This is a genomic window from Zestomonas ipomoeae (genome assembly GCF_057128665.1).
This window is the reverse complement of record NZ_JBSKHQ010000019.1, coordinates 26,120-51,029: the sequence shown is the minus strand read 5'-3', so window position 1 is coordinate 51,029 and position 24,910 is coordinate 26,120. Positions and strand designations below refer to the sequence as shown.

37 protein-coding genes and 1 tRNA gene are annotated in these 24,910 nt (G+C 62.6%); 17 read left to right on the top strand and 21 right to left on the bottom strand.

The genetic code is table 11. The features are described 5' to 3' along the window. Nucleotide 1 precedes the first annotated feature (1 nt). The 17 genes from ACWKV7_RS18715 to ACWKV7_RS18635 form a co-directional block, all read right to left on the bottom strand. Nucleotides 2-448 (bottom strand): N-acetyltransferase family protein, encoded by a 447-nt coding sequence (locus ACWKV7_RS18715; protein ID WP_483859209.1) that lies wholly within the window; start codon nucleotides 446-448, stop codon nucleotides 2-4. A 7-nt stretch (nucleotides 449-455) separates the two neighbouring features. Then, entirely contained in the window at nucleotides 456-2,612 is a 2,157-nt protein-coding gene (locus ACWKV7_RS18710; RefSeq protein ID WP_483859208.1) for a phage tail protein, read from the bottom strand. Then, nucleotides 2,612-3,187, bottom strand: coding sequence for a phage connector family protein (locus ACWKV7_RS18705; RefSeq protein WP_483859207.1), 576 nt, complete (start codon nucleotides 3,185-3,187; stop codon nucleotides 2,612-2,614). Before ACWKV7_RS18705 ends, ACWKV7_RS18710 begins: the two co-directional genes overlap by 1 nt. 70 nt (nucleotides 3,188-3,257) lie before the next feature. Continuing rightward, nucleotides 3,258-3,782: a hypothetical protein gene (locus ACWKV7_RS18700; protein ID WP_483859206.1), complete on the bottom strand. Its 525-nt coding sequence runs from the start codon at nucleotides 3,780-3,782 to the stop codon at nucleotides 3,258-3,260. 45 nt (nucleotides 3,783-3,827) lie between these two features. Further along, complete coding sequence (locus ACWKV7_RS18695) at nucleotides 3,828-4,691, bottom strand: phage capsid protein (RefSeq protein ID WP_483859205.1); 864 nt, start codon at nucleotides 4,689-4,691, stop codon at nucleotides 3,828-3,830. A gap of 180 nt (nucleotides 4,692-4,871) precedes the next feature. After that, nucleotides 4,872-5,714, bottom strand: a complete 843-nt coding sequence (locus ACWKV7_RS18690) for a hypothetical protein (protein ID WP_483859204.1) — start codon at nucleotides 5,712-5,714, stop codon at nucleotides 4,872-4,874. A gap of 2 nt (nucleotides 5,715-5,716) precedes the next feature. After that, complete coding sequence (locus ACWKV7_RS18685) at nucleotides 5,717-5,959, bottom strand: Bbp19 family protein (protein WP_483859203.1); 243 nt, start codon at nucleotides 5,957-5,959, stop codon at nucleotides 5,717-5,719. After that, nucleotides 5,956-7,578, bottom strand: a complete 1,623-nt coding sequence (locus ACWKV7_RS18680; protein ID WP_483859202.1) for a portal protein — start codon at nucleotides 7,576-7,578, stop codon at nucleotides 5,956-5,958. The genes ACWKV7_RS18685 and ACWKV7_RS18680 overlap by 4 nt, the downstream gene beginning before the upstream one ends. Next, a complete protein-coding gene (locus tag ACWKV7_RS18675; protein WP_483859201.1) occupies nucleotides 7,575-7,790 on the bottom strand; it encodes a hypothetical protein in 216 nt (71 codons plus the stop codon). Before ACWKV7_RS18675 ends, ACWKV7_RS18680 begins: the two co-directional genes overlap by 4 nt. Nucleotides 7,791-7,793: 3 nt before the next feature. Next, nucleotides 7,794-8,174 carry a hypothetical protein gene (locus ACWKV7_RS18670; protein WP_483859200.1) on the bottom strand — a complete coding sequence of 127 codons (381 nt, stop codon included), beginning with the start codon at nucleotides 8,172-8,174 and terminating at the stop codon, nucleotides 7,794-7,796. Nucleotides 8,175-8,244: 70 nt separating this feature from the next. After that, a complete protein-coding gene (locus ACWKV7_RS18665; protein ID WP_483859199.1) occupies nucleotides 8,245-8,520 on the bottom strand; it encodes a hypothetical protein in 276 nt (91 codons plus the stop codon). A gap of 102 nt (nucleotides 8,521-8,622) precedes the next feature. Then, a complete protein-coding gene (locus ACWKV7_RS18660) occupies nucleotides 8,623-8,859 on the bottom strand; it encodes a hypothetical protein (protein WP_483859198.1) in 237 nt (78 codons plus the stop codon). Further along, nucleotides 8,856-9,293 carry a RusA family crossover junction endodeoxyribonuclease gene (locus ACWKV7_RS18655; protein WP_483859197.1) on the bottom strand — a complete coding sequence of 146 codons (438 nt, stop codon included), beginning with the start codon at nucleotides 9,291-9,293 and terminating at the stop codon, nucleotides 8,856-8,858. Before ACWKV7_RS18655 ends, ACWKV7_RS18660 begins: the two co-directional genes overlap by 4 nt. Before the next feature lie 116 nt (nucleotides 9,294-9,409). Continuing rightward, nucleotides 9,410-10,015, bottom strand: coding sequence for a hypothetical protein (locus ACWKV7_RS18650; RefSeq protein ID WP_483859196.1), 606 nt, complete (start codon nucleotides 10,013-10,015; stop codon nucleotides 9,410-9,412). Beyond that, entirely contained in the window at nucleotides 9,927-10,877 is a 951-nt protein-coding gene (locus ACWKV7_RS18645; RefSeq protein WP_483859195.1) for a DnaT-like ssDNA-binding domain-containing protein, read from the bottom strand. Before ACWKV7_RS18645 ends, ACWKV7_RS18650 begins: the two co-directional genes overlap by 89 nt. A gap of 2 nt (nucleotides 10,878-10,879) precedes the next feature. After that, the gene (locus ACWKV7_RS18640) at nucleotides 10,880-11,188 is read right to left on the bottom strand and encodes a CII family transcriptional regulator (RefSeq protein WP_483859194.1); all 309 of its coding nucleotides are present in this window, start codon (nucleotides 11,186-11,188) and stop codon (nucleotides 10,880-10,882) included. Between the two features lie 2 nt (nucleotides 11,189-11,190). Next, on the bottom strand, nucleotides 11,191-11,391 hold the full coding sequence (locus ACWKV7_RS18635; protein ID WP_483859193.1) for a hypothetical protein: 201 nt from the start codon (nucleotides 11,389-11,391) through the stop codon (nucleotides 11,191-11,193). A 74-nt stretch (nucleotides 11,392-11,465) separates the two neighbouring features. Between ACWKV7_RS18635 and ACWKV7_RS18630 the strand changes: the two genes are divergently transcribed. The 12 genes from ACWKV7_RS18630 (at nucleotide 11,466) to ACWKV7_RS18575 (ending at nucleotide 20,685) form a co-directional block, all read left to right on the top strand. After that, nucleotides 11,466-12,179 carry a LexA family protein gene (locus tag ACWKV7_RS18630; protein WP_483859192.1) on the top strand — a complete coding sequence of 238 codons (714 nt, stop codon included), beginning with the start codon at nucleotides 11,466-11,468 and terminating at the stop codon, nucleotides 12,177-12,179. A gap of 11 nt (nucleotides 12,180-12,190) precedes the next feature. Continuing rightward, complete coding sequence (locus ACWKV7_RS18625) at nucleotides 12,191-12,631, top strand: hypothetical protein (RefSeq protein ID WP_483859191.1); 441 nt, start codon at nucleotides 12,191-12,193, stop codon at nucleotides 12,629-12,631. Nucleotides 12,632-13,565: 934 nt separating this feature from the next. Further along, nucleotides 13,566-13,769: a hypothetical protein gene (locus tag ACWKV7_RS18620; RefSeq protein WP_483859190.1), complete on the top strand. Its 204-nt coding sequence runs from the start codon at nucleotides 13,566-13,568 to the stop codon at nucleotides 13,767-13,769. A gap of 154 nt (nucleotides 13,770-13,923) precedes the next feature. Further along, a complete protein-coding gene (locus ACWKV7_RS18615) occupies nucleotides 13,924-14,241 on the top strand; it encodes a hypothetical protein (protein ID WP_483859189.1) in 318 nt (105 codons plus the stop codon). Continuing rightward, complete coding sequence (locus ACWKV7_RS18610; protein WP_483859188.1) at nucleotides 14,238-14,399, top strand: hypothetical protein; 162 nt, start codon at nucleotides 14,238-14,240, stop codon at nucleotides 14,397-14,399. The genes ACWKV7_RS18615 and ACWKV7_RS18610 overlap by 4 nt, the downstream gene beginning before the upstream one ends. Beyond that, nucleotides 14,396-14,680, top strand: a complete 285-nt coding sequence (locus tag ACWKV7_RS18605; protein WP_483859187.1) for a hypothetical protein — start codon at nucleotides 14,396-14,398, stop codon at nucleotides 14,678-14,680. The genes ACWKV7_RS18610 and ACWKV7_RS18605 overlap by 4 nt, the downstream gene beginning before the upstream one ends. A 53-nt stretch (nucleotides 14,681-14,733) precedes the next feature. Beyond that, nucleotides 14,734-15,489, top strand: a complete 756-nt coding sequence (locus ACWKV7_RS18600; RefSeq protein ID WP_483859186.1) for a recombinase family protein — start codon at nucleotides 14,734-14,736, stop codon at nucleotides 15,487-15,489. Beyond that, a complete protein-coding gene (locus ACWKV7_RS18595) occupies nucleotides 15,476-17,107 on the top strand; it encodes a YqaJ viral recombinase family protein (protein WP_483859185.1) in 1,632 nt (543 codons plus the stop codon). The genes ACWKV7_RS18600 and ACWKV7_RS18595 overlap by 14 nt, the downstream gene beginning before the upstream one ends. Before the next feature lie 14 nt (nucleotides 17,108-17,121). Then, nucleotides 17,122-17,322 (top strand): hypothetical protein, encoded by a 201-nt coding sequence (locus ACWKV7_RS18590; RefSeq protein ID WP_483859184.1) that lies wholly within the window; start codon nucleotides 17,122-17,124, stop codon nucleotides 17,320-17,322. Between the two features lie 9 nt (nucleotides 17,323-17,331). Next, nucleotides 17,332-18,291, top strand: coding sequence for a DNA translocase FtsK (locus tag ACWKV7_RS18585; RefSeq protein WP_483859183.1), 960 nt, complete (start codon nucleotides 17,332-17,334; stop codon nucleotides 18,289-18,291). Between the two features lie 61 nt (nucleotides 18,292-18,352). Beyond that, the gene (locus ACWKV7_RS18580) at nucleotides 18,353-18,961 is read left to right on the top strand and encodes a 3'-5' exonuclease (protein ID WP_483859182.1); all 609 of its coding nucleotides are present in this window, start codon (nucleotides 18,353-18,355) and stop codon (nucleotides 18,959-18,961) included. A 44-nt stretch (nucleotides 18,962-19,005) separates the two neighbouring features. Next, nucleotides 19,006-20,685 (top strand): DNA cytosine methyltransferase, encoded by a 1,680-nt coding sequence (locus tag ACWKV7_RS18575; RefSeq protein WP_483859181.1) that lies wholly within the window; start codon nucleotides 19,006-19,008, stop codon nucleotides 20,683-20,685. Between the two features lie 58 nt (nucleotides 20,686-20,743). Here ACWKV7_RS18575 and ACWKV7_RS18570 read toward each other — a convergent pair whose 3' ends face one another. Continuing rightward, entirely contained in the window at nucleotides 20,744-21,010 is a 267-nt protein-coding gene (locus ACWKV7_RS18570) for a hypothetical protein (protein WP_483859180.1), read from the bottom strand. 84 nt (nucleotides 21,011-21,094) lie between these two features. Here ACWKV7_RS18570 and ACWKV7_RS18565 point away from each other — a divergent pair, with 84 nt between their 5' ends. From ACWKV7_RS18565 to ACWKV7_RS18545, 5 genes are all read left to right on the top strand, one after another. After that, nucleotides 21,095-21,418, top strand: a complete 324-nt coding sequence (locus tag ACWKV7_RS18565) for a DUF4406 domain-containing protein (RefSeq protein WP_483859179.1) — start codon at nucleotides 21,095-21,097, stop codon at nucleotides 21,416-21,418. Continuing rightward, nucleotides 21,403-21,591: a hypothetical protein gene (locus tag ACWKV7_RS18560; protein ID WP_483859178.1), complete on the top strand. Its 189-nt coding sequence runs from the start codon at nucleotides 21,403-21,405 to the stop codon at nucleotides 21,589-21,591. Before ACWKV7_RS18565 ends, ACWKV7_RS18560 begins: the two co-directional genes overlap by 16 nt. Next, nucleotides 21,588-22,223, top strand: coding sequence for a hypothetical protein (locus ACWKV7_RS18555; RefSeq protein ID WP_483859177.1), 636 nt, complete (start codon nucleotides 21,588-21,590; stop codon nucleotides 22,221-22,223). Before ACWKV7_RS18560 ends, ACWKV7_RS18555 begins: the two co-directional genes overlap by 4 nt. Further along, entirely contained in the window at nucleotides 22,220-22,501 is a 282-nt protein-coding gene (locus ACWKV7_RS18550; protein ID WP_483859176.1) for a hypothetical protein, read from the top strand. Before ACWKV7_RS18555 ends, ACWKV7_RS18550 begins: the two co-directional genes overlap by 4 nt. A 356-nt stretch (nucleotides 22,502-22,857) precedes the next feature. After that, complete coding sequence (locus ACWKV7_RS18545; protein WP_483859175.1) at nucleotides 22,858-24,039, top strand: tyrosine-type recombinase/integrase; 1,182 nt, start codon at nucleotides 22,858-22,860, stop codon at nucleotides 24,037-24,039. Between the two features lie 73 nt (nucleotides 24,040-24,112). On the opposite strand, the gene ACWKV7_RS18540 is transcribed toward ACWKV7_RS18545, so the two are convergent. From ACWKV7_RS18540 to ihfA, 3 genes are all read right to left on the bottom strand, one after another. Continuing rightward, a tRNA-Pro gene (locus ACWKV7_RS18540) sits at nucleotides 24,113-24,189 on the bottom strand. An 81-nt stretch (nucleotides 24,190-24,270) separates the two neighbouring features. Then, nucleotides 24,271-24,627, bottom strand: a complete 357-nt coding sequence (locus ACWKV7_RS18535; RefSeq protein WP_137972021.1) for a MerR family transcriptional regulator — start codon at nucleotides 24,625-24,627, stop codon at nucleotides 24,271-24,273. Next, nucleotides 24,608-24,910 (bottom strand): integration host factor subunit alpha, encoded by a 303-nt coding sequence (ihfA, locus tag ACWKV7_RS18530; RefSeq protein ID WP_003282572.1) that lies wholly within the window; start codon nucleotides 24,908-24,910, stop codon nucleotides 24,608-24,610. Before ihfA ends, ACWKV7_RS18535 begins: the two co-directional genes overlap by 20 nt.

Genomic DNA, 24,910 nt, shown 5'->3' with positions numbered 1-24,910 from the left:
TTCAGACCTCCTTCACGAACATCGGGCCGAAGTGCTTGAATCCGGCCGCTTGGTACAAGCGCGAGGTACCATCTACGTTCACCTCGGTACCAATCCCCATGTAGATCAGCTTCGCCCCCATTTCCTGAGCCCAGTATTCGAATGCTTTCAGCAGCGCCAGAGCTGTAAGTCCGTGCCGCTTCCCAGGCTCTATAAACACCGAGTAGTCATAAGCGATCAGGTCATCCGAGAACCACTGATCGATTAGGCCGCCGAGCAACCCGCCGATTACAACCCCATCGCGCTCAGCAACAAAGGCGACGCCTTGCCCGTCAGCGATCAGGTGTGCGATGAACTTGGCGGCCTTCTCTTTACTGAAGGCCTGGCGTGCGTAGCTGCTGGACTGGTGCAGGATCGTGCCCAGCTCAATCAGCCGGGGGATGTCGTCAAAGGTGGCGACTCTGATCATGGGAACCTCAATCGTTGGTGGTCAGTTTCTGGATCACGCACAGCAGATGGAACGGCAACGGCTGCCGCTGCTCGATCAGCAGCGAGGCCTCGTTGCGATCCCATCCGAGGTTTTCCATGCGGTGATCACCGGTGTAAGGCTCCAGCGGCGCGTCCAGAACGTCGGCGCCAAAGTTCCGGAAGGCGATCACCTTGCCGTTGACCCGGCAACCGATGGTCTGCAGGAAGCGCAGCGTCACCTCGCCGATGCGCATGCTGTTGCCCTGCGAGCTACCGCCGGGGCCGGCAATCTCTGGCCGCAGGGTTTCGATGGTGGTGGTGTACGGCAGGCCTATCTCGATGACCTTGGCAGGACGGCCAATGGTGATTTCGCCCCCAACGACTTCCATGGATGGCATCACCACGCCGTCGGCGACGATATCGACGGTCTTCCCCTCCAGATGTCCGAGTCCATTCCAGGTGGTCTGGCCGGCCGGGTTGGAGCCTGTCACCGCCGAATGGGTCAGCACGCTGGTGTCGATGCGTTCCAGATACCGGACGGTCTGACCGTCGACCTCGCGACGAACGATCATCCAGACCTCTTCGCCCGTGGCGTTGGGCACGGACGCAACCGACTCATAGGCGCCGTCGGTGGTCTGCCTGGCCCAACCAATAACGTCTTGGTCGCGGTCGACCGTAACCGTCGCTATAACGCCGTCTGCCCGCACCAGCCATAGCACCGACTCCGGTTCCTGCTGGTAGGCCATATCGACGATTCCGCTCTCGGTTGCGTGCTCCGACAGCACTGAGGTGTCTGGAGCACCGTAGGCGTCGGTGTCGTAGCGGTAGGCCATCGAGCGCAGCTTGCGGCCGGCGCGCTGCACGAAGTACAGCTCGTTGCCGATCCGGCACGGCCGGACCCGGTTGCAGCCATAGGTCGACTGGTTCTTGACCTGGATGTTGGTCGGGGCGATCGCCTTCTCGACACCGCCGGACAAAGTGAACTCACCGCCATAGGTCAAGGCGATCAGGGCGCGGACCTGGCCCATGTGCTCAATCGGATTGATCTGGTCACTGGACACGGTGAACGACATGGCGTCGTCGTCTTTGGTACCCAGCTCGAAGTTCAGGTATTCGCCGATGCGCGACATCCAAACGACTTGGGGGTACTCGGGAGAGCCCGCGCAGACCAGCCGCTGTTCGTGCAGGGTCACGGCGCCCGGATATCCGTTGGCGCTATTCCAGACGGCGCCCTCCAGGGTCCAGGAATTGGCGATTGCGCCGATGGTCGCATCGAGAGCGCTCTTGATGATCCCGTTCGCAGAGGTAGCAGAGCCGATTGAGGTGATCTGCACGATGCCGCGGTTGATCCGCACGTACTTGCCCGCGTCCTCCGACCGGAACCCTGATGTCCCCAAGGTCAGCGTAATCGACGCCCCAACAGGATCCTTCGCACTGGGCGTGCACACCGCCTGCGGGCTGCCAGTGAGGCGCCAGGCGCCAGACGGAATGGCGGTGCCGCCGAAGGCGGTGCGGATGGTCACGGTGGCAACGGTCGCCGAGGACACGGCTGTGATAACCGCAACGCCTGTGCCATACCAGACTTCGCGCCCGACATCAGCCGCCAGCCAGACAGAGCCAGAAGCCGTCGCCGTGCGGCCGGTGCCGGCGCTTGGGTCGGACAGGGTCACCGATACCGCCGGCTTATGCCCGGTCTCGTCGAACGGCTCAGTCACGAACGGTGCCGCCGACAGGGTCCATTCGGCGTTGGTAACGCGCCGCAGCCGGTAGATCGGCAAGGCCTGGTGGGCCAGGAACATGGTGTCGGCGCCCTGGACGTAGCCAATGTCGAAGAGCATGCCTTCGGTGTAGGGCGTCACCAGCTCGGTCAACTGCACGCCGGCGAGCGACCAAACGCGGACGTAGAGGTCGCCGAACTCCAGCATATAGGCCTGGGATCGGTTGAAAACATAGGGGATCAGGCGGGTGCGCTTGGTGCCAGAGAACTTGGCCGCTGCGACGAAGCGAGTGCCCCAGGTGCGCATCACCCCGCCATGCACAAGCGGAATACCGTTCTCGATCCGGCGGGCGCCGTTCTGGTACCGGGCGATATCGACCCGGCCAAGCATCCGCGGCGACAGCTCGCCGGCGGTGAAGTTGGTCTGCAGGTACGTGACGCGGGCCATCAGAGCACGCCCCCGCTGGTGAAGCGGCCGACCAGCAGCGGGAAGTCACCGAAGGTCTGCGGCGGCTCTTCCTGGCCATCGACAGCACGGGCCTTGCGCAGCGTGAACTCCAGTTCCTGCATGCGCGACTGTTCCATGCTGGTGGACTGGGTGATCGCGTAAGCCATGCGCGCGGCCATGGCCAGCGTCATCACTTGCACCAGGGTCGCGTCCCAGGTCGATTCAACGGTGTTGCGGAACACGTAGCGGAGATTGATCGCTTCCGAGTCACTAAGGATCGATCGTCCCTCAATGGTGAAATCGAAGTTCCCTTCGATCTCGATGGTGCGCAGCCAGTCACCGGGGAGCGTGAATTTGCGGGCGTAGCCAAATGCCGGAGCTATGGCATCCGGAGCAAGCTGGATGCGCTTGATGGCGCAGTTCCATGGATGGGCGCGAAGCATGTCGTCACGGACGGTGCTGTACAGGTTCGACGCCAACCTGGCGCGGTCGTTGTCCTCATCCAGGGCATTGATGGTCTGCGCGCCGAGGATCAGCAGCGCATTGGAGCAGATGGATACGGCGGTCGCGGTCATTCTCACTCTCCAGATGGACAAACCGGGGCGCATGGCCCCGGTCTGAAAGTCGCCATCCCTGGCAGGCCAATCAGTTGCCGTCGACGTACTGCACCTTGAGTGCGACGGTTCCAGCAGAGCCGGCGGCGGCGGTCAGGGTGACAACGACGTCGTACTGCTTGCCCGGATCGGCAGCGAGGCCCAGGGCCTGCCACAGCGGCTTCTCGACATCGGCCAGGCCGAAACCTGCGCCAGCGTCGGCGGCGTCCGCCTCATGGGTCACGTCCTGATTGACCAGGGCAGACGCCAGCGACTGGGCCGAGGCGAAGAAGTCGGCATCGACAACCGCGCCAGCGTTGACCGCCGGGATGTCGTAGAGGCCAACATCGGCGGCGCAGGTGGTGATGGCGTCGCACGACAGCAGCACGCGCGACACGCGATCACCAGAGCTAACGCGTGCCATGCGGTACTGGGAACCGATGGAATCGCCGCTGACGGCCTCCACGACGCCCAGGGACTCGCGCAGGCGGCCACCGTGGATCTTCTGCTGGGTGTTGGTTTGCGGGAACGCATCGCCTGCAGCGCAGGCGGTGGACTTGGTGGTTACGACAGCCATGGGGATGCTCTCCTGAATGCGTTGGGTAGGTGGCCGGTACCGGGCTTACGCCTCGGTTACCGAAATCTCCACGACCTTCTCTTCTTCAACGCGCACCGAGCCAATGGACATCTTGGCGTAGATGCGAACGTTGAAGCCTTTGCCCGGGTCTTCGCCCACCTTGGTGACGATGTCGGCGCCCTTGCCCAAGGTGACGCCGGACTTGGCCCAGGCGTACAACTGGCGGGTGCCAGCACTCAGCGGAGTGCGCTCGGTCGGAATCCAGGTGAAGCCCATCCAACGGCCTTCGACGTCGCCTTGTTCGAGGAACTTGGCGGCCATGTAGTCGGCGCTGGTCAGGGTGGAGTCGGCGAGGATGTCGGCAGCAGCGGACGCGGTGTAGCAGATGAACAGCTCTTCGCCGTTGTGGTTGTCCGCCTCGTTCTTGCGGAACAGCTTGCGGGCCTGAATGATCTTGGCCTTGGTCAAGCCGGTGCCGCCAACGGCGATCTTCTGCGAGCTGGGCAGGACGATGTTGCCGGTGGTGGAGCGAGAGTTTCCGCCCAGGGAGGCGATAATCACGTCGTCCTTGGCACGGTTCAGGCTCGCGACCATCGCCTTGACGTATTCCGACTGCGGGTCGACCAGCATGCGGATCTTGTCCTGGTCGTCGAGCATGTCGCCGTCTTCCCAGTCGAACAGGTCGACGAATCGGGTCGAGTGCGGTTGGTCGTTGATCGGGGTGTCGCCGTGTCGCTGGGTACGGCGCTTCGCGGTGCGCTGGCCCAGGCGGTTGATGGATTTGGACATGCCGACGATGTTCGGCTCGATGCTTACGCACGGCTCGAAGCGCGAACGGGTCTGCTGCGCCAGGTGGCGGAAGTTGTCGCCGTACTGCTGGACGAATGCTTCGGTGATCTGGAAGGACATGTGATGCACTCCTGATGGAAACGGGGTTCATGCCTGCCGGTTGTCCGCGTTGGGGCCGGTGTTCCTGGCGTGCATCGGCGCTGCAGCCTCGGGGCTCTCCGGTTATCTGCGCGCCACCGCAGGCCGGCCCATTGCTGGGATGCCTGCGATGGTGTTTCAGGGAGGGTGTCGGTTTCCCGACTATTTGAAGCGGGAGTTGCCGGTGGGGTACTTGCGGGCGTAGAGCGCATCGAGTTCGGCCTGCACGGCCTTGCGCTGCGGATCTTCGATGGACATGGTTTGCAGCTTGCCGCGCAGCTCGGCGGTCTTGGCGGTGAAGTCGCCTTCGCTGACCTGCTCGCCACCGACCGGCGTATCCTCGCGCATCTCTCGTCCGATGCGGGCGGTGAAGGCGATGAAGTCCGGGTCGTTGCCGAACTTGGCCATCAGGTTGTCCATGCTGCCCAGGCCATCGCCAGCAAAGCCCTGCAACGCGCGGTAGGAGGCACCAAGGCCGGCGTTGAACTCGGCGTCGGTCTTCCACTCGCCGCGCAGCACTTCACTGGCGCCCTGCTGGTCGAGCTGGACGGCACCCTCCATCAGCTGCGGCGCCACGCGCAGGTACTCGCCGATCACGAACTCGAGCTGGGAGTTGGTCAGACCCTTGGCGTGGGCGCCCTTGAGAAAGGCCTGGGTCGACTCGTCCGCCTTGAACTCGTTGAAGTCGAAGCCTTCAACTTCGATCTTCGGGGCGTATTCCTCGACGGACTTCGGCGGCAGGTCGCCGCTGCCCATACGCTTCTCCAGGTGGCCATAGGACTCGGCAAGCTTGCGGCTGGACTGCTCCAGGTCGAGCGAGCCGTCGGCCTTGGTGACGCGGTACTTCTCGGGGATGAAGTCCTGCCCCTGGCTGGCGGCCTGGTTGAGCAACGATCCGCCATCAGCGGGCGGGGTTGGTGATTGGCCGCCGTCGCCCTGGCCGCCATCTGCCGGCGCCTCGTCCTGCAGGTAGTGGCCAAGCATGCGGTGGATGAACAAGTTCATCGTCATTCCTCGTCGGGTTGGTCAGTGTTCACGCCGTTGGCGCGGTTGATGCGGAGCAGGATGTGGTCGAGCACCTCGCGGTGCCCGGCCTGCATGTAGGTCTTGAGGATGGCGTCGATGCCGCCGGTGGTGACTGCGTTGCGGGCGAAGCGCTGGATCAGCAGATCAAGGGCAATGCGTCCTTCGTGGTGATCCTCGAACACGCGCTTGAACAGGGCGTCCTGTTGCTCGGTGGTCAAGCTCATTGGTTACCCGCCTGCCGCATGGCGGCTTGTCCGGCAGCGAGCTGCATCTGCTGGGCCGTCTGCTGCTGCATGGCCTCCTGCTGTTGCTGCTCACGCTGGTCGCGGCGATCTTCGACGCTGGCCTTGCTGCGGATCACCTGCGACGGGACGCCGAGCGCTTCGCCGCGGAAACGGGCGGCCTCGTCCAGGTCGACGTTATCCAGGGCATCGGGCTGCATCTGGGCCTTGGCTTGCAGCTCAGCTGCCATCGCACAGCCGGCAACGAACTGGTCAATGGCGCTGACCTCTTCCAGCTTCTGGGCACGGGCCAGGGGGCTGACGTAGCGGACGGTGAAGTCGCGGCCACCGAGGGACTGCGGCGGCTGGCCGAAGATGCCGGCACGGTAGGCGATGCCGAAACAACGCTCGATCAGCGGTTTCAGGTACTCGGCCTGCAGGCGGCCATAGACCGGGCCCAACAGCTGGCGAATCAGCCCGACGCGCACATGCACTTCGGTCGCGGTCATCGCCGGGCCATCCTGGGGCTGCAGCTGGTCGGCCATCATCACCTTGCGGATTGCGGCGCGCAGCTGCTCGGACTTGGTGAACGAGACGTTGAAGTCAGCGCCAGACAACAGCGGCTTCATGCTGTCGACGCTGTTGGCCACGATGATCTTGCGCGGCCCGACTTTGACGGTTCGCGGATTGAGCACGCCGTCGTCTTCGGCGATCCACATGCCGCTGATTGCCAGGTCTGCTGCGGCCATCTCCATGCGGATGATCTGGTTCAGGGTGCGGGCATCTGGCAGCGCCTCAGAGGCCGGCCCGATGGCATAGACGCTGTTCGGGATCATCATCCAGCGCGGAACCACGACGGGCAGTTCGTGATAGCCGGACTCGCGCACCAGCTTTTTGCTGGCCACCTCGACATGGTACGAGCCAATCGGCATGTTCTTCGCCAGCTTGGCGCCGACCATGTAGGTGCTGCGCGGTTGGATGGCGTGGACGAACTCGAACTTCTCGTCGGGGCTTTCCTTGGCCGCCTTCTGTACCTTCTCGCTGACCTGATCAAGGCCAAATTCGGCAACCGCCTGCTCGGCGGTCAGCTGATAGCAGCGATACACGGTGTCGATGGGCTGGCCTTCCTTGCTGGCCGCGCAGTAGCAGCTCGACAGCGGCCAGAGCTGGAACAGGAACCCGCCTTGGTCGCGGTTCTCGTCGATGTACATGACGAACCAGCCGGCGCACACCTCGTCGATCATGCCCTCATAGGCGGCGCTGTCGAAGTTCGCGGCGTGGATGTTCTCCCACAGCAGCTGGGCGGAATCATCCAGCCAGCGGCGTTCGTCGTCGCTCTCTTCGCCCACGTCCAGGGCGAACCAGCGCGAGTTGGCCGGCGTGATGCCGGACATGATCGAGGACGCCTGCAGCCGGGCGGCATCAGTCAACGTTGAGTCCACCAGCCGGGCGATACGCGACTGCACGTCCTGGGCGTCGTTGAGCTTCATGCCCGACAGGCCGTCGCCGCGGATCGGGTAGGTGTGATCGAAGCAGTCCCGCCAGACCGGCTCATGCGGCAGGCGTAGGGCCTTCAGCGAGGCCAGGCGCTTTACGATCTGGTCGGCGGGTGCTGTCGTCATGATCCGAGCTTGTCCTTACCGGAGGCGATGAGGGATGCGGTGTCGCCACGGGCGCCGCCGGCGGTCGAGAGCAGTGAACTCTCGATCTTGCGTTTCTTCCGGGTGGCGGTTTCCTGGTTGGCTTTGGCCGCCGCTTCGTTCGCCGCCTTCTCGGCCTCGACCTTCGGGTCCGGCTGGGGCTGCACCTTCGGTTTCTTCGGCTTGCTTCCCATGGCTCAGGGCTCCTGCTTGGGCGCCGGGCACAGCCAACCTTCAGAGGTCAGCACGGGCTGTTTCAGCGTGGTGGGATCGATGGCACCGGGCTTCGGCTGAGCTGCCGGCGCGTTATCGTCCAGCTCATGAGCCGGCGCGGCGGGGGCCGTCATGGGCTCACCGCCGGCGTTCAGGCGGGCCGCCTCTGCCTCTGCCTCGGCTTTGGTGCCCTTGAAGTCGCCGACGGCTTCGCCACTGGCATCGACTACGACGTGCTTGCCACCGCCCTTGTGCAGTGGTTTGAACGCCGGTTCGGGCTGCGTCTCGGTGCTGGGTGCGGTGGAATCAGGCGCGTTCGGCGCGGCGCCAGGGGTCTGCGTTGAGAGGTTCTCTGGGGCGGGCATTGGTCTGTCCTCGGTTGATGGGGTTCAACGGCGAGGACAGCATCGGCGTGGTGGGGTGTCGGGTTCCCGACTATTTCGAGTGGTACGCCCGCCAGTCCCCAGGCTCACAGGTCGGCAGCTTGTCCCGACCCAGCCCGGTGATCTGGCTCCAGAAGGCAATCAGGCTCTCGCCCTCGCTGTAGCGCGGTTCCGCCCCCTGCTTCCAGCCGATCAGGGTGGTGCGCGGCACTTTGATCACATCGCTGATTGACTGAACCGAGTAGCCGGCCTTCATGAGCATGGCGATGACCTGGAACCAGTCGATGATGCGACGCTCGTCCGGCTTGGCCGCTGGTTTCTGGTGCACCTGGGGCGGCCTAACTGCCACCATCGGACGAACAGGCGCAACAGGCTCGGGGCGTGCGAAGCCCAGGTCGAGTTGCTGCTGGTCCACCCCTTCCCGCATTGATCAGCCCCCAAACGCGCACGCGCGCGAGGCAGGCAGGGGCTGAGCGACCGCCACCGCCCGCTGCTGCATCTCGGAAATGATCGCCCAGAACGCTTCCGGGTTCTCGTCGAACTGGAACGGATGCACGGCGTATCGAAGCCCGGCCATCGCCTCTGGTGCGTCTTCATCGGTCAGATTGATATCTACGGCGAGCATGACCCAGCCGTCGTTCAGCTCCCTGCAGTGCCAGTGCATCACGAACACTCCCCCACCAGCGGAACGACACGGACCGAAACGCCTGGCGTATCGCCGAAGCGCTTGGACATGGACACGTTCACCACCTGGACGTCATCGCGGAAGACGATTCCGTTGATGCCGTCGCAGATAGCCTTGAGCACGTTGTCGGCGTCGGGCTTCTTCGTGGGCATCACCTCGCCGGCGAGCGCCGCGGCGGTCTTCTTCTTCGACCAGGACGGAGCCACCGGCAGAACAATGCGCAGCTCCATCAGTACTGGGCCGGCAATCAGCTCGCGGTCTGCCATGGCCTGCTGGGCAACCACGGCGATCAGGCTCTCGTAGTTGGCAGTCTTCTTCGGGGTGAACAGCCGGGCATGGTTGCCCACCTTGCCGACGCGCGGCCTGCCTTTCCCTACCGGCTCACCGGGCACAGTGAAATCGACTGGCTCAAGCATGACGCCCCTCCAGCTTGTCCATGCCGATCAGGAACACTAGGAGCGCCACAAGAGGCTCCCGGCCGAATGTCGCCACAAGCATGCAGCCTGTGCACAGACCAATGGTGTAAATCGCCCTACGCATGCTGCTCCCCTCCCCTTTTGATGCCCATTTTTGCCAGCAGTAGAGCGCGCGCGGCCTTCGGGTCGGTTGGCAGTCCCTGGGCGATGATCAGGTCGCGGGCCTCACGGTGGGTCGCGGCGAACTGCACCTGCATTGGGGTCTTGCTGTCGTGCTCGATGCCTTCTGGAATGCTGTCGTCCAGCGGCTTGCCCATGACGGCGCGCGCCCGGACGATGGCGTAATTGCGGTTGAAGCGATCACGCAATCCCTTGTCGTTCAATCGGCCGGCCTGCAGGTCGAACGTGCCGGTGGCTTTGGCGGCGATGCGCACGGCTTCGTGGCTGTACTGGCCGCGTAGCGCCTGGTCCCATGCATCAGCCTCAGTGGGTAGTCCTGGCACCTGTAGGCACATGCTGCGGAACTGCGGCGCGCTGGGTGGCCATCCGTCGCTGTCCAGACTGCTGAGTTGCGCCAGCCCGTTGGCGATCTGCCGTCCGGTTATGCCGGTGAGGTGCTTCGCCCATGCGTGATCAGGCCTCGGGCTCTCGCCAAAACTCGACGTCCAGCGGTGGCCGTAGGTTTCCGCCATGGTCGCCCACAGCTTTTCCAGCAGGTCCATGCGTAATGGCTCCACCCGCTTTGGCTCGCTCCGCTCGGTTTCGCTCGATTGCGGCTTGCACCCGCTCTGGTGCGGAGAGAGGGCGCTGCCGATCAGCTCTCCCACCGGCTTGGGTGATTCCTGGTCGTTGTGCATTTCGCACCTCTCGCTTGAGTTTTTGCGCCAGTTCGTGCTCCCACTGGCCTTGGGATTGGTACTTGTCTGGGCGGTTGATCCAGTACGAACGGAACTCCATCAGCAGCTCAGCGCCCACAGGTGTTGCGCCAAGGCCGTTTCGCATGGCTGTTGCTTTCCAGCCGGCGCTGGTGGGAAGCCAGTCGTCATGCATCGGGAATCGGTCTGAACTCGCGCGCGCGTGGTGACGTGACGTAGGAAGAAACCCGGATACCGGAGGTAGGTTGCTGTTCCCGGTGTCGCCTGTTTCTGATGTGGTTGCTGATGCGCTTTCTTCATCGCTGAAAGCCTCGTCTTTGCTGGCTTCCGGCTGGTTGTCGATGGGTTGCTGATACGGTTGCTGATGTGGTTGCTCATCGGTTGCTGATCGTTTGGGCAGACCATCCCTTGAGGCGAGCGGAAGCTCGTAGACCATGGGGCCTATCGGGCGGATTGCTTCGAGGGTTATCAGTCGATCGATCACTGAGCGGACACGCTGGCGCGTGGGTGACCCAGACTCATGGCGTCCCCTGGTGGGCGCCACGTACAGCACTTCCCTGATCATCTGCTCGCTGATGCGGCGGCGAACGCCGGCGATGCCGGTCTCGTAATCCATGAAGCGCCTGATCGAGCAGTACGCCAGGAACACGTCGCCCGGCTCTTCCATCAGGGCCGCCCACTCGGCGTCGTTGATCTGGAAGGCAGGCATCGTCAATCGAACTCCAGTTGATCGACGCCCTGGACGTGCTCCATCCAGCGCTTCGCCTGGTACAGGATTGCCTCGATGTCGCGCTCGTTGAAGCAGCGCATCTCCTTCGGAACGACCTTCAGATCGAGCACCGCCAGGATCTGGCAGAACTGCTCGAACTTCTCCGGCTTCATCCGGCTGATCGTCGCCTCGTCGCAACCGACTGCAAGCGCCACCGGCGCGTTGCCGACCGATGCAAGCGCCCGCATGAGCACGCTGTAGTTCTTGCGAGCCCTTACAGCCTGTTCCTGGCTCAATTGCTCCGTGGACATGGTCAGGACGCCAGCTGCTGCGAAGGCACATCTTCCTGGCGGGCGGTAATGACACCGCCCGCGGCCTTCTCCAGGACGCATTGCTGCTGGTAGGAGAAACCGCCAGCAGTCTTGCACTGCGAAACGCGGCCTGGGGTAAGCCCGAGCTTCTCCGCAATCGCTCGCCCGGTGCCGAAATGGGCCAGGGCTTCTTGGTAGGTCATACGCCTATCCTCCGGTGACTTCGGCTGGAGTTTAGAAAAGTAAACGCAATAAAGCAAGGTATCTAAACCGAATTATGTTTAGTCTCCTAAACATGGACTTTTCGAACCGATTGAAAGACCGCATGCGAGACACCGGCCTCAGCGCCGCGGATATCGCTGCGCGGGTGGGCGTCTCCAAGGGCGCGGTAACCCACTGGACGAATGGCACGAATCAGGCCAACGGCAAGCGCTTGCTCAAGCTCGCCGAGGTGCTGCAATGCGACGCCAACTGGCTTGCAACCGGATCGACGCCGTCAGTCCACAAGCTTGCATCTGGTGCCCTCTACGCCCCTGCTTCAGATCATGAAGGCAGCAACGTCGAGATGGCGCTCCAACCAACCAGAATGGCTAAGGAGTACCCATTGATCAGTTGGGTTGCCGCTGGAGAGCGAGCCGAGTCCCCGGACAATCACTGTCCAGGTGACGGCGAGGAAATGATTCAATCGACGGAAAATGCGGGTCAGCACGGATACTGGCTGACGGTGAAAGGCCACTCGATGAGGTCAGACGGGGCGCCAAGCTTCCCCGAGGGCACCAAGATACTGGTTAGACCGGAAGGATTCGACCTGATCAGCGGCAAGTTCTACATTGCCAAGCATCGAGACGGCGAAACCACCTTCAAGCAGTATGTGCGCGACGCCGGCACTGAGTACCTGGTGCCACTCAACCCGGCATTCAGAACGGTTGAGATAGATGGCGAGTGGCGGATTATTGGGCGCGTGGTGGATGCCAAGATCACTGGACTTTAAGGCGCATACGCATGAAATGGAAAAAAATAGGACTTTTGATTTTATGCACCCTGGCGCTTTCAACTGGAAAAGTCTTATACGAAAACCGCCAACGATCAAACATGATCCACGAAAGAGACAAAGCTGTTCAGGACGCAGTTAAAGAGATAAATAAAACTTCTCCAAAGATGATTGATGAAGTAACAAGACTTGATCATGCAGTGTTCAAAGACCAAGTATTTACTACTCTTTACACGCTGATCGGAGTAAAAAAATCCGAAACAGATCAATCATATTTTTCAGCAGAAGCCAGAAAGGCCGCAGTTAATCAGCTATGCACTGGAAAGACATCAATGCCCATGCTCAGAGGCGGCCTGGTTTATGGGTATCTTTACCGAGATGAAGACGGCGCGATCCTTACCGACTTCAGGGTATCCAAGTCTGACTGCGCCTCCTACCATGTGCCGAAATGAACTGGCCACGCTACTTCGACGCACTGGTACGCGGTGAACGCTGGGCGGTTCGCGGGTTGGTGGCGTGGGTGGCAGTTGTTGTCGCTGTTTGTATAGCGGCAACTTTTCTATAATTAAGAAGGGATTCAAACGAATGAATACAGCAAAGTGTCCGAATTGCAACAAGACTCAGAACTATTTGAAATTGGAGCGTGTGCTCATCCATGAACACGCAACAAAATGGAAAGGCCTCAATATAATCTGCCCCGGCTGCAACACTATTATTTCATCATCGGTCGATCATCTTACTTTGCAGGATGTTCTAGTAGATCGGATAAAGAAGTTGTTTGGTCGATAGACTCGCACAAGCCCCATTCCTCCCACTGATTGCGGGACTCCGGCGTCATCCAAGCGTGTGGGTCTTCGTTCTCACGTAGGGTCATGCTGGGTTCAGCGTAATTTTTGTATTTCGGTGCTGTATCGGCCATTGCCGCGATCTCCTGTCGTAATGCCTGCAGCTTGCCAGCCAAGCTGAGTCGGTTTCCCGACTATCCTCTCTCCCCCAAGCCCGCACCGAGCGGGCTTTTTTGCGCCTGCCGCATGCCAAGCGAGGCCTTCGGCCGCCCGCGCTGTTTAGTTTTCTAAAATTCTTCTTGACTGCCATCGTTTAGTTTTCTAAATTCACCCCATCGCCAGCCGCAACCGGCCAGCGATGGGCAGCGATGAACCGGCCCGAACGGTTCAGAGGGGATGCCTCACCCCAGGCGTGCAGCGTAAAGCGCCAGAAGTCGAGAGTCGGCAGCCATACCAGCGTGGCCGACTGTTGGGCCCACAGGGCCCCCGAGAGCCGAAAGGCAGCCAAGGCCACCGTGGCGTAACGGAGCCCAGCAACACCCGATTTCCTCGATGCCCTTCCCTCCGAGGGGCATCCGGGAAACCAACCGGAGGAATCCACATGAAAGCCTGGTCTGAGCCCCATTGCGGAGTCACCCACTACGGCTCCTGCGATGACCACCGTCGCTCCAGCATCACTCAGTACAGTACCAGCGTGCTGCTGTCTCGCTGGTACCGGGGCTGCGGCTTCAACCCTGAAACCGAATGGTTCGACTCGATGGATGCCGCCAAGGCAGCCGGCGAGGCCTGGGCCAACGGCAAGTAAACGACGCACCACCTGCTCTACCGCGCCTTGCCCCGGTTCGCCGGGGCCCTTTTTATCCGCCTCCATCCGACAGCACTCCCTATCCGCGCCCACCGGCTCACAGCGGATCGGCGGAGTGTTGCCGCATGCAGGCGAACCAGCAGAGGACACCACCATGCATCACGCAATCAGCCCGGTTGGCTCCAGCGTTGCCAGCTACGAACGCAGTATCAGCCGCGACTACGACTATCGGCTGGCCTATGAGCGGCGCTCCGACGAGGTACGCGACGAACTGGACTGGCAGGAGCTGCGCGACCTGATGGCTGAAGCCCCTGACGCACAGCAGCGCGAGTTCTGGAGCGAACTGCTTGGCCTGCTCGACATCGAGCCCAGGTTTATGGCCAAGCGGAACGTCTCGCTGATCGCCGGCCCGCTGCAGGAAGCCGTGGCGGTCTACGTCGACGAGAAGGTCACCAGGGAGCTGCAGTCATGATCTCGAGCCAGATGAAGCCCACCACCAAATTCGAAGAGGTCGCCGGTAAGACGCTGGCCCAGGCGCGAGCGCTGGCCGCCCGCTGCGGCTACGGCGAGCCGGTGTTCACAACCATTAGCCGCGGCCTGTGCGTGCTGCGGTTCGAGGTGAAGTCGTGAGCCGCAGCCGCTGCACGTTGCGCGTTCACCACCTCGATCGATTCGCGGCCTTCTGTGAGGAACAGGGCTGGCAAAAGGTTGAGACAGGGGGCCCCTACGAGGTCTTGCGCATGCGCCACCCAGACCATCGTGACCCTCTGATCGTGCACAAGCGCAACAAGACCAACATGGGCGGGACGCTCTGTCACCTCACGACATGGGGCATCAGCCAGAAGCTCGCCGCGGCGTACACCCGAAGCAAAAAGCAAAAAGCTGCATCGCCTGCCTCAGAACCCCGCTGATCCCCTTCCCCATCACCACCTATACGCTGCGCCACGCGCGGCGGGAGACCGTCATGACCGACCTAGCAGTCAAACAAACATTCAGCCTGATGCCGCAGAACATCGACGAGGCGTTGCGCTTCGCCGACCACCTGTCCCAGGCAGACATCGTGCCCAAGGACTACCAGCGCAAGCCGGGCAATGTCCTGGTCGCCATCCAGTGGGGCATGGAGCTTGGCCTACAGCCGATGCAGGCCATGCAGAACATCGCCGTGATCAACGGTCGACCATCGCTCTGGGGCGATGCCGTGATCGCCCTGGTTCGCAGCTCGCCGCTGTGCGAGTACGTCTACGAGTCGGACGACGGCGAGACCGCCACCTGCCGGGTGAAACGCCGCGGCGAAGAAGAGCAGGTCCGCACGTTCAGCATGGCCGACGCCAAGCTGGCCGGCCTGGCCGGCAAACAGGGCCCATGGAGCCAGTACCCCAAGCGCATGCGCCAGATGCGCGCCCGCGCCTTCGCCCTGCGCGACGTGTTCCCCGACGTGCTGCGCGGCATGCCGGTTGCCGAAGAGCTGATGGACACGCCCACCGAGCGCGAAGTCGGCCCGGCCCGCCAGGCCGAGGCGCCGAAGGAACTGCCGGCCTACCCCGACAGCAAGCTCGAAGAAAACGCAGACAAGTGGCGGGCAATGATCGGGCAAGGCAAGGCCAACCCTGACCACCTGATGGCAACCATCAGCAGCAAGTACACCCTCAGCGAAGCGCAGAAGGATCGCATCCGCGCGCTCGCTCCCATCGAAGGAGAAGCCACCGATGCAAGTGCATAACGTCCAGCAGGGCACGCCCGAGTGGCATGCCCTCCGCGCCAGCCACTTCACCGCCTCCGAAGCGCCCGCGATGATGGGCGCTTCGAAGTACCAGAGTCGCACCGACCTGCTGACCCAGAAGAAGACCGGCATCGTGCCGGAGGTCAGTGCCGCACAGCAGAACCTGTTCGACCTGGGCCATGCCACCGAGGAAATGGCCCGCCCCCTGGTCGAAGAGCTGATCGGCGAAGAGCTGTATCCCATCGTCGGCACCAGCGGCAACCTGCTGGCCAGCCTGGACGGCGCCACGATGCTGGGCGACACCTTGTTCGAGCACAAGCTCTGGAACGAGAAGGTCGCCTCCCAGGTCCGCACCGGCGAGCTGGAGCCTCAGTACTACTGGCAGCTGGAACAGCAGCTGCTGGTCAGCGGTGCCGAGCGAGTGATCTTCGTTTGCTCCGACGGCACCCGCGAGAACTTCGTGCACATGGAATACCGCCCGGTCCCAGGGCGCCGCGAGCAGCTGATCGCCGGCTGGAAGCAGTTCGAGGAAGAGTTGGCCGATTTCGTGCCGCAGGAAACCAAGGTCGAAGCGGTTGGCCTGGCGCCAGAGCAACTGCCGGCGCTGCGCGTCGAAGTCACCGGCATGGTCAAGGCGTCCAACCTGGACGAGTTCAAGCGTCACGCGCTGGCCGTGCTGGGCAGCATCAACACCACGCTCGAGAGTGACCAGGACTTCGCCGACGCTGACAAGACCGTGAAGTGGTGCGGCGACGTCGAAGAGCGGCTGGAGCTGGTGAAGAGACAGATCCTCGGCCAGGCCACCGACATCGACCAGGTGTTCCGTACCATCGACGAGATCAGCGCCCAAACCCGCGCCAAGCGCCTGGAGCTGAACAAGCTGGTGGAGTCCCGCAAAAAGTCGATCCGCGAGGACATCGTCATCGGCGCGGCCAAGGCTCTGCAGGACCACATCGACCAGATCAACGCCACCCTCGGCGGCAAGATCCGCATGCCCAAGGTGGCGGCCGACTTCGCCAACGCCATCAAGGGTAAGAAGACCGTCGCCAGCCTGCAGGAGGCCGCCGACGCCGAACTGGCCCGGGCCAAGATCGAGGCCAGCCGGATCGCCGACGGCATCCGCGCCAACATCGCCAGCTTTAACGAACTGGCCCGCGCGCATGGCTTCCTGTTCCACGATGCGCAAGATCTGGTGCTCAAGGCCAATGACGACCTGGTCGCACTGATCAAGACCCGCATCAGCGAGCACGAAGAGGCCGAAGCCGAGAAGCGTCGAGTCGCCGAGCAGCAGGCACAGGCTGCAGCGCAACCGCTCCAGGCACAGGCCGTTGAACAGGCGAACGATCTGGTTGAGGTCGCCAAAGAGATTGACCGCGAACAGGCGGTGGCAATCACTCCGGCAGCCGCTCAGCAGGCAGACAACGGCCAGCGCATCAAGCTGGGCGACATCACCAGTCGCCTCGGCTTCACGCTGACTGCTGACTTCCTGTCCTCGCTGGGCTTCGAGCCAGTTGGTCAGGAGCGTGCCGCCAAGCTCTACCGCGCCAGCGACTTCCCGCGCATCTGCGCTGCTCTCATCAACCACATCCAGGGCGTCCAGCTGAGCAAGGTCGCCTGATACAGGAGACCGGCATGGCCAGCCAGACAGTTGAGGAGCTGTACGACCGGATCGAGGAATTCACCTCACTGCTCGCCGCTGCGGAACTCCACGCGGCGAACGCCTGGGAAGACGAGTTCGTAGAAGACATCCGGGCCAGCTTCAAGCGTCACGGCCCGCGCACCCTCCTGAGCATCGCCCAACAGCGAAAGCTCGAACAAATAGCCAAGCACTGAGGATCATCCATGAAAATCGAACACCGCGAAGCCATCGAACGCGCCCGCCTGCACGGCGTTGAACCGATGGTTCTGGCGCATCAACTGATGGTGCACGACCTGGTCGAAGCCGCGCTCTTCGAGCTGCGCAACATGAAGTCGCCATTCGGGCGGCTGAACGAGGAAGACCAGCAAGAAGTTATCGATCGCATCACCGAGAAGGTGAACGACGTGGTGCCGACCGCCATCAGCATCATCAGCTCGCGCAGCGTCGACACCATCCCGATCAAGATCGCCGACTCGAAGTTCAAGGAAAAGAGCATCACCGTGACTGGTCAGGTGGACGCCCAGGACCCGAACCGTCACGGCCTGATCGATCTTTCCGGCAAGCTGGCCTTGCTGGTGCTGGCCCCGAACGACTATGCCGACGGTCTCGACGGTATTCGCGGTGAGCGAGACCAGCGCGAGCTGCCGCTCTCTGCGGCGGAACTTGCGGCCGGCATGGGGCTGAACGAGAAGGAGCCCGAGGAAGGCGCCTGGGGGGCAACCGATCCGCTGTACCAGGAAGCGGTCGCCTTTGTCTTTGAAAGCCAGCGCGCCAGCATTTCCGCAGTGCAGCGCAAGCTCAAGATCGGCTACAACCGCGCAGCTCGCCTGATTGAGGCGCTGGAAGAAGGCGGTATCGTCACTGCGATGAACAGCAACGGGGCGCGTGACGTGCTGACGCAAACGCCGCCAGCCAAAAGCACCGGCACCCTGCTCGACGACCTCAACGCAATCACCCTCGACGAGGTCACCCAACTGGTCCGCAAGTCTGGCGGCAGCATCGACATGACCTTCCTGCAGCAGCACCTGGCCGTCGACAGCAGCAAGGCCACCTCCCTGCTGTTCCAGTTGGTCGAGCAAGGCGTCATCGCCGTAGAGAACAGCGATGCGGCCAACAGCGCCGACTACGTCTACAAGGTTCTTCCGTTCGCAGACGCCAGCTGATCACCGCCAGCATCACCATAGCCGCCTTCGGGCGGCTTCTTTTTGCCCAAGGATTCCCACCATGTCCGACCTGATCTGCGTCTTCGACACCGAGACCACCGGCCTGCCCCTATTCAGGGAGCAGAGCACCGACCCGCTCCAGCCCCATATCGTCGACATCTGCGCCCTGCTCTACACGCCGGACGGCGAGCTGGTCGACAGCTTCGAAACCCTGGTCAAGCCCGATGGCTGGGAAATCCCCGACGACGTGGCCGCCATCCATGGCATCACCACCGAAATGGCCATGGCCGAGGGCATCCCCGAGGTCGACGCCCTGCTGGGCTTCCTGGGCATCTGGCGCCAGGCCGGGCTGCGCGTGGCGCACAACGTGTCCTTCGATGACCGCATCGTGCGCATCGGCCTGATGCGTTTCTTCAGCGACGAGATCGCCGACGACTTCAAGGCCGGCCCCAACTACTGCACCTGCCAGAACAGCAAGAACCTGGTGAAGTGCCCGCCCACCGAGAAGATGATCGCCGCCGGCTTCGGCAACCAGTTCAAGAACCCGACCGTGGCAGAGGCCCTGCTGCACTTCACTGGCGAAGAGCTGGTCGGCGGCCACCGCGCGCGGCCGGATACCGAGGCTTGCGCCCGGATCTACTTCGCCCTGCAGCAGCTCAAGGCTGCGTAACGATCGCCGCCTACGGGCGGCGCAGCACCTGCTCCGAGGTAAGCATGCTCAAGCGCACCCTGTACCACTTCCATTTCTGCTGCGGCCTTGGCGGTGGCGCCAAGGGTTTCAACCGCGCCAAGCCGGTGGTCGGCAACGTGCAGGCCAACTGGGAATGCCTTGGCGGCATCGACGTCGACCCGGCAGGCCTGGCCGACTTCTCCCGCCTGGCCGGCGTGCCGGGCACACTGCTGGACCTGTTCACCCGCGACCAATACACCCGCTTCCACGGGCAGGAACCGCCGGCAGGCTGGCGCGAGGCATCCGCCGATGATGTCCGCCGCGCCGCGCAGAACCAGCGACCCGACGCGGTGTTCATCAGCAGCCCATGCAAGGGCGCCAGTGGCCTGCTGTCCGAGGCCACCAGCAAGACGCCCAAGTACCAGGCCCTCAACGAATTGACCTTGCGCTGCATCTGGCTGATGGGCGAAGCCTGGAAGGATGACCCGGTACCGCTGATCGTCTTCGAGAACGTCCCGCGCCTGGCCACCCGCGGCCGGCATCTGCTGGACCAGATCAACAGCCTGCTCAGCCACTACGGCTATGCCGTGGCCGAGACTACCCACGACTGCGGGCAGCTGGGCGGCTTGGCCCAGAGCCGCAAGCGCTTCCTCCTGGTGGCGCGACACGTCGCCAAGGTGCCGCCGTTCCTGTACGAGCCAGAGAAGAAGAACCTGCGCCCGGTCGGCGACATCCTTGGCCGCATGCCGTTGCCGGGCGACATCGAGGCCGCAGGCCCGATGCACCGCATCCCCTCGCTGCAGTGGAAAACTTGGGTGCGCCTTGCCCTGGTGCGCGCTGGCAGCGACTGGCGCAGTCTCAATGACCTGGCGATCGAGGACGGCTATCTGCGCGACCTGGTGATCGTGCCCGACTACCGTGCCGGCTATATGGGCGTGCGCAGCTGGGACCAGCCAACCGGCACCGTCGCCGGCCAGTCCCTGCCAACCAACGGCGCCTTCTCGGTCGCCGATCCTCGCTACGAGCAGTCGGCACGCTGGAACCACGGCCAGCAGTTCGGCGTGGTGGACTGGAGCGAATCGGCACCGACCATCACCGGGCAGACCATGCCAGGACAAGGCACGTTCAGCGTGGCCGACCCACGTCCGAACTGGAACCGCCACAGCGGCAACTACAAGGTGGTGCCATTCGACCAGCCGGCCGGCACCATCATCGCCGGCGGCAAGGGCGTGCAAGGTGGCCAGCAGTCCGTGGCTGACCCGCGCATCCTGCATCGGGGCAAGGGCGACAACTACCTCACCGGCGGCCACTATGGCGTGATCCCGTTCGACCAGAGCTGTGGCGCCATTGCCGCCAGCTCGCGCTACGACAGCGGACGATTCAGCGTCGCTGACCCACGCATCCCGGCGGCAAACGAGCGGTTGACCTGCATCATCCGCAGCATCGACGGGACCTGGCACCGCCCTTTCACCACGCTGGAGAAAGCCGCCCTGCAGAGCCTGGTGGAGCCGGAAGAGCAGCTGATCCTGGACGGCATGAGCGACAAGGACTGGAGCGAGCGCATCGGCAACGCCGTGCCGCCGCATGCCGCCGAGGCCATCGGCCACGTCATGGGCACCACCCTGCTGCTGGCTGCTGCCGGCGAAACTTTCATGCTCAGCAGCATGCCCATCTGGGTGCGACCAGTAGCGGTCGGGCTGAGCGTTTCTCAGGTTCAGCAGTAAACCACCCTGCCCGGCCGCCATCCTTGCCGGATGTGCGGCCGGTGGGCTACCAGGGCGGCTAAATTCGCCCTGCTTTTACTCTAGCGAGCAGGGTACTTATCCGGTCCGCCATCAGCTTGGTATCAACCAGCGCAAAGCAACCAATACCGATGTTTGCCAAGTCAGCATGGAGTCGGCTAGCTATCCCCCGGTTGGTGGAGTCATTGAAGAATTCGACTTCAAAAACTTCCAGGGCGATGGCGGTATTAAGTAGATCCTCTTGTTCACCGCTTTTGATCGCATCCCCCGCGGCAGTGAGGGCTTCAAGCAATTCATTACGCTCCATCGTTTCCTCCTTGACCCGGCGCTATGCCGGGATCGTAACCAATAGCCCATCACCACCATTCACGCCACCCGGCGAGGACTCTCCATGCCCGCGAAACGCATCTACCTGGCCGGCCCCATGACCGGGCTGCCCGAAGAGAACTACCCAGCCTTCAACGCCGAGGCCGCCCGCCTGCGGGCCTTGGGCTTCCACGTCGAGAACCCGGCCGAGAATCCCCGCCAGGACAGCTGGGAGGCCTATCTGCGCTACTCGATCCGCCAGATGCTGACCTGCGACATGGTTGCGCTGCTGCCTGGCTGGGAAGGATCGCGGGGCGCCGGGTTCGAACGCAGCGTGGCGCTGCAGGTCGGCATGGCCCTGGTGCTGGCCGACCAGCTCACGGAGGGCCTGCAATGCGAGGCGGCCTGACCGAGAAGACCACCGTACAGCGGGCGACCTACCTACACCGATCCAGCGGCATCCGCTACCACATCGCCTACACCGTTGCCGGCGTCCACGAACTGCACCCCATCAGCGGCCAGTGCCGCTACGCCACGGACGAGCAGCTGGCCAACGCCGAAGTCTGGGAGAAGAAGCCATGAAAGAACGCCCCATCCTGTTCAGCGGCCCGATGGTGCGCGCCATCCTCAGCGGCCAGAAGACCGTCACGCGGCGGCCCGTTAAGCGGCTTGCGCTCCAGTGGCTCGAAGATGGTTTCGAGCCTAGCTTCGTAGCGGATCCAGACAACGCCATGTGCCCCTACGGCCAGCCAGGCGAACGGCTGTGGGTGCGTGAGACCTGTCGCGCTGACGAACTGATCAGCGGGGAAGATGGCGTTCGCTACTTGGCAGACGATGCCTGGATGATGATCAAGGACGACAGCCAATCCGCCATCGACTGGCTCAAGCTCTACAACTACGCCAAAGACAAGGGCCGGATGGTTCCCAGCATCCACATGCCTCGCTGGGCCTGCCGCATCCTGCTGGAAATCACTGCCCTGCGCGTCGAGCGCCTGCAGGAAATCACCGAACAGCAGGCGCTGGCGGAAGGCATTGATCTTGAGCAGCTCGCGGACAGCCAAGAGCGGTATGACATGGTGGCCGACCACAATATGACTGGACGACCAACAGCGGGCGGGGCATTTCGCGACCTGTGGGCGAGCATCAACGGCATCGAAAGCTGGGACGCAAATCCCTGGGTCTGGGTCGTCGAGTTCAAGCGGGTGACGCCATGAACCGCCCAGCACTCAGGCCGGCAGACCGCAAACAACTGCGCGCCATGGCCAACGACCTGGTGCGCAAGCCAGCCAGCGAGCCCATCAACAAGGTGATGTTCAACGAGGGCAAGCGCGATGCCGTGGACATCGTCAACGCCTGCAAGGCCCTGCTGCGTTCCCCGGTTGGCCGTGAATCGTTGATCACCAAGCTGCGGGCAGCCAGCAAAGGCCGTCCGCTGAGCATCGTCAAAGGCTTCGACCACATCATCACCATGATCGAAACCGCCCCGCACTAACCCTCCAGCGACCAACCACCGTCACCCCATCACAGCGCCGGCCTCGTCGGCGGAGGTATTCCCATGCCCGCAATTCAGGCTATCGCGCCAGCAGTGGCGCCTCAGTCCGCGCTACAGCCGCGAATCATCAGGGCCAAGGATGCCCCCGCCTACCTCGGCATGTGCCGCAACGAGTTCAACCGGTCGGTAAGGCCGAACATCCGCGAGTTTCGCATCGGTACCCAGGGCGTCGGCTTCGACCGAAAGGAGCTTGACGCCTGGGTCGATGCAGCGCTCGCACCATCCGCAATTGAAAACCCAGGCGCCGGGGGCAACAATCAGCCCCGCAGCGAGCGCCAGGGCAAACAGGAGTTGCCATGGCCAGAAAGACAATCACCGGCCTCCAGAAGCAGCCGAACGGCATCTGGAAGATCGACAAAATCTACAAAGGAGAACGAATTCAGGAGAGCACTGGAACTTGTGACCGGGAAGAAGCGGAGCAGTACCTGATCCACCTGCTGGAGAAGAAGCGGAACGAAAAGGTATACGGCGTGCGCCAGGTGAAGATCTGGCGCGAGGCCGCCACCAAGTTCCTGCTGGACTTCAAGGATCAGCCGTCAATCAGGCTGTCAGCGCTATACCTCGAGCAGCTCGACCCGTATATCGGTGATCTGCCGTTGCCGTTTGTGGATGACGACGCGCTTGCGCCCTACATCCACGACCGGCAGAACCCGGCGACCGGCAAGCCAGCCAGCCCCAGGACGATCAACATCGCGCTCGAGCGCGTGATCCGCGTACTGAACCTGTGTGCCAGGAAATGGCGCGATGATCAGAAGCGGCCATGGCTCGACACGGTGCCGATGATCACCAAGCTGAACGAGAAGAAGGCCAGCCGGAAGCCGTACCCGATTTCATGGGACGAGCAGTCGGCGCTGTTTGCCGAACTGCCCGACCACCTGCAGCGCATGGCGCTGTACAAGGTGAACACCGGGTGCCGGGAGCAGGAAGTGTGCAAGCTGCGTTGGGATTGGGAAATCGCTGTTCCGGAACTGAACACCAGCGTGTTCCTGATACCGGACGGGTTCGGCGGGCGGCATGAGAAGTCGGGCGTCAAGAATGGCGAGGATCGCCTGGTGGTGCTGAACGACGTGGCGAAGCGTGTCATCGACGGTCAGCGCGGGATGCATCCGGTATGGGTGTTCCCCTATGGCCAGCCCGATGACTACGGGCCGACACCGGTTCACCGGATGAACGACAGCGCCTGGAAGAAAGCCAGGGTAAGAGCTGCTGCGAAGTGGGAGAAAGCCCACGGCACACCAGCCCACCCTGGTTATCGATCACTGCGGATTCACGACCTCAAGCACACGTTTGGCAGACGGCTCAGAGCGGCGGGAGTAACCGAAGAGGATCGCAAGGCCCTATTGGGCCACAAGAACGGGAGCATCACCAGCCACTACTCTGAGGCGGAGCTGGACCAGCTGATTGACGCAGCCAACAAGGTGTCAGCAACCGACAGTCGCGCACCGGCGCTGACGATTCTGAAAAGGAGGCAAATTTAGGGCAGTCACTTGGAAAGTCACTGGCCCCAGAAATAACAAAGCCACCCGAAGGTGGCTAAGTCATTGAGGTATATGGTCGGGACGGAGTGATTCGAACACTCGACCCCTTGCACCCCATGCAAGTGCGCTACCAGGCTGCGCTACGCCCCGACTATCACATCTACCTTCGAGCTTCGAAAGCGGCTCGCACTATACATTAACCTTCTGAAATATGGAAGTTTTTAGTGCCAATCACTTTCGCAGAACCAGGAGCACATCTTCCAACTCGACAATCATCTGACGGATCAGTTGTTTGTACTGGGTGGTGTCATCCTTTGCTTCATCGCCTGACAGTCGCTGGCGCGCACCGCCTATGGTGAAGCCTTGGTCGTAGAGCAGCGCGCGGATCTGCCGGATCATGAGCACATCCTGGCGCTGGTAGTAGCGCCGGTTGCCGCGGCGCTTGACTGGATTGAGCTGCGGAAACTCCTGCTCCCAGTAGCGCAATACATGCGGCTTCACAGCGCAAAGGTCGCTGACCTCACCGATGGTGAAGTAACGCTTGCCAGGTATGGGTGGCAATTCGTCGTTATGACTTGGTTCCAGCATAAGCCTCGACTCTTGCCTTCAGTTTCTGCCCTGGGCGGAAGGTGACCACACGGCGAGCCGTGATTGGAATTTCTTCCCCGGTCTTTGGATTGCGTCCGGGGCGCTGACGCTTGTCGCGCAGGTCGAAATTGCCGAAGCCGGACAATTTGACCTGCTCGTTGTGCTCCAACGCCTGGCGGATTTCCTCGAAGAACAGCTCGACCAACTCCTTGGCTTCCCGCTTATTCAGGCCAAGCTCTTCATATAGACGTTCGGCCATTTCAGCTTTCGTCAGAGCCCCCAT

What these genes read in the sequence shown, in the direction of transcription:
- ACWKV7_RS18715 (WP_483859209.1), bottom strand. Translation starts at nt 448, where the DNA reads ATGATCAGAGTCGCCACCTTTGACGACATCCCCCGGCTGATTGAGCTG.
- ACWKV7_RS18710 (WP_483859208.1), bottom strand. Translation starts at nt 2,612, where the DNA reads ATGGCCCGCGTCACGTACCTGCAGACCAACTTCACCGCCGGCGAGCTG.
- ACWKV7_RS18705 (WP_483859207.1), bottom strand. Translation starts at nt 3,187, where the DNA reads ATGACCGCGACCGCCGTATCCATCTGCTCCAATGCGCTGCTGATCCTC.
- ACWKV7_RS18700 (WP_483859206.1), bottom strand. Translation starts at nt 3,782, where the DNA reads ATGGCTGTCGTAACCACCAAGTCCACCGCCTGCGCTGCAGGCGATGCG.
- ACWKV7_RS18695 (WP_483859205.1), bottom strand. Translation starts at nt 4,691, where the DNA reads ATGTCCTTCCAGATCACCGAAGCATTCGTCCAGCAGTACGGCGACAAC.
- ACWKV7_RS18690 (WP_483859204.1), bottom strand. Translation starts at nt 5,714, where the DNA reads ATGAACTTGTTCATCCACCGCATGCTTGGCCACTACCTGCAGGACGAG.
- ACWKV7_RS18685 (WP_483859203.1), bottom strand. Translation starts at nt 5,959, where the DNA reads ATGAGCTTGACCACCGAGCAACAGGACGCCCTGTTCAAGCGCGTGTTC.
- ACWKV7_RS18680 (WP_483859202.1), bottom strand. Translation starts at nt 7,578, where the DNA reads ATGACGACAGCACCCGCCGACCAGATCGTAAAGCGCCTGGCCTCGCTG.
- ACWKV7_RS18675 (WP_483859201.1), bottom strand. Translation starts at nt 7,790, where the DNA reads ATGGGAAGCAAGCCGAAGAAACCGAAGGTGCAGCCCCAGCCGGACCCG.
- ACWKV7_RS18670 (WP_483859200.1), bottom strand. Translation starts at nt 8,174, where the DNA reads ATGCCCGCCCCAGAGAACCTCTCAACGCAGACCCCTGGCGCCGCGCCG.
- ACWKV7_RS18655 (WP_483859197.1), bottom strand. Translation starts at nt 9,293, where the DNA reads ATGCTTGAGCCAGTCGATTTCACTGTGCCCGGTGAGCCGGTAGGGAAA.
- ACWKV7_RS18650 (WP_483859196.1), bottom strand. Translation starts at nt 10,015, where the DNA reads ATGGACCTGCTGGAAAAGCTGTGGGCGACCATGGCGGAAACCTACGGC.
- ACWKV7_RS18645 (WP_483859195.1), bottom strand. Translation starts at nt 10,877, where the DNA reads ATGCCTGCCTTCCAGATCAACGACGCCGAGTGGGCGGCCCTGATGGAA.
- ACWKV7_RS18640 (WP_483859194.1), bottom strand. Translation starts at nt 11,188, where the DNA reads ATGTCCACGGAGCAATTGAGCCAGGAACAGGCTGTAAGGGCTCGCAAG.
- ACWKV7_RS18635 (WP_483859193.1), bottom strand. Translation starts at nt 11,391, where the DNA reads ATGACCTACCAAGAAGCCCTGGCCCATTTCGGCACCGGGCGAGCGATT.
- ACWKV7_RS18630 (WP_483859192.1), top strand. Translation starts at nt 11,466, where the DNA reads ATGTTTAGTCTCCTAAACATGGACTTTTCGAACCGATTGAAAGACCGC.
- ACWKV7_RS18625 (WP_483859191.1), top strand. Translation starts at nt 12,191, where the DNA reads ATGAAATGGAAAAAAATAGGACTTTTGATTTTATGCACCCTGGCGCTT.
- ACWKV7_RS18620 (WP_483859190.1), top strand. Translation starts at nt 13,566, where the DNA reads ATGAAAGCCTGGTCTGAGCCCCATTGCGGAGTCACCCACTACGGCTCC.
- ACWKV7_RS18615 (WP_483859189.1), top strand. Translation starts at nt 13,924, where the DNA reads ATGCATCACGCAATCAGCCCGGTTGGCTCCAGCGTTGCCAGCTACGAA.
- ACWKV7_RS18610 (WP_483859188.1), top strand. Translation starts at nt 14,238, where the DNA reads ATGATCTCGAGCCAGATGAAGCCCACCACCAAATTCGAAGAGGTCGCC.
- ACWKV7_RS18600 (WP_483859186.1), top strand. Translation starts at nt 14,734, where the DNA reads ATGACCGACCTAGCAGTCAAACAAACATTCAGCCTGATGCCGCAGAAC.
- ACWKV7_RS18595 (WP_483859185.1), top strand. Translation starts at nt 15,476, where the DNA reads ATGCAAGTGCATAACGTCCAGCAGGGCACGCCCGAGTGGCATGCCCTC.
- ACWKV7_RS18590 (WP_483859184.1), top strand. Translation starts at nt 17,122, where the DNA reads ATGGCCAGCCAGACAGTTGAGGAGCTGTACGACCGGATCGAGGAATTC.
- ACWKV7_RS18585 (WP_483859183.1), top strand. Translation starts at nt 17,332, where the DNA reads ATGAAAATCGAACACCGCGAAGCCATCGAACGCGCCCGCCTGCACGGC.
- ACWKV7_RS18580 (WP_483859182.1), top strand. Translation starts at nt 18,353, where the DNA reads ATGTCCGACCTGATCTGCGTCTTCGACACCGAGACCACCGGCCTGCCC.
- ACWKV7_RS18575 (WP_483859181.1), top strand. Translation starts at nt 19,006, where the DNA reads ATGCTCAAGCGCACCCTGTACCACTTCCATTTCTGCTGCGGCCTTGGC.
- ACWKV7_RS18570 (WP_483859180.1), bottom strand. Translation starts at nt 21,010, where the DNA reads ATGGAGCGTAATGAATTGCTTGAAGCCCTCACTGCCGCGGGGGATGCG.
- ACWKV7_RS18565 (WP_483859179.1), top strand. Translation starts at nt 21,095, where the DNA reads ATGCCCGCGAAACGCATCTACCTGGCCGGCCCCATGACCGGGCTGCCC.
- ACWKV7_RS18560 (WP_483859178.1), top strand. Translation starts at nt 21,403, where the DNA reads ATGCGAGGCGGCCTGACCGAGAAGACCACCGTACAGCGGGCGACCTAC.
- ACWKV7_RS18555 (WP_483859177.1), top strand. Translation starts at nt 21,588, where the DNA reads ATGAAAGAACGCCCCATCCTGTTCAGCGGCCCGATGGTGCGCGCCATC.
- ACWKV7_RS18550 (WP_483859176.1), top strand. Translation starts at nt 22,220, where the DNA reads ATGAACCGCCCAGCACTCAGGCCGGCAGACCGCAAACAACTGCGCGCC.
- ACWKV7_RS18545 (WP_483859175.1), top strand. Translation starts at nt 22,858, where the DNA reads ATGGCCAGAAAGACAATCACCGGCCTCCAGAAGCAGCCGAACGGCATC.
- ACWKV7_RS18535 (WP_137972021.1), bottom strand. Translation starts at nt 24,627, where the DNA reads ATGCTGGAACCAAGTCATAACGACGAATTGCCACCCATACCTGGCAAG.
- ihfA (WP_003282572.1), bottom strand. Translation starts at nt 24,910, where the DNA reads ATGGGGGCTCTGACGAAAGCTGAAATGGCCGAACGTCTATATGAAGAG.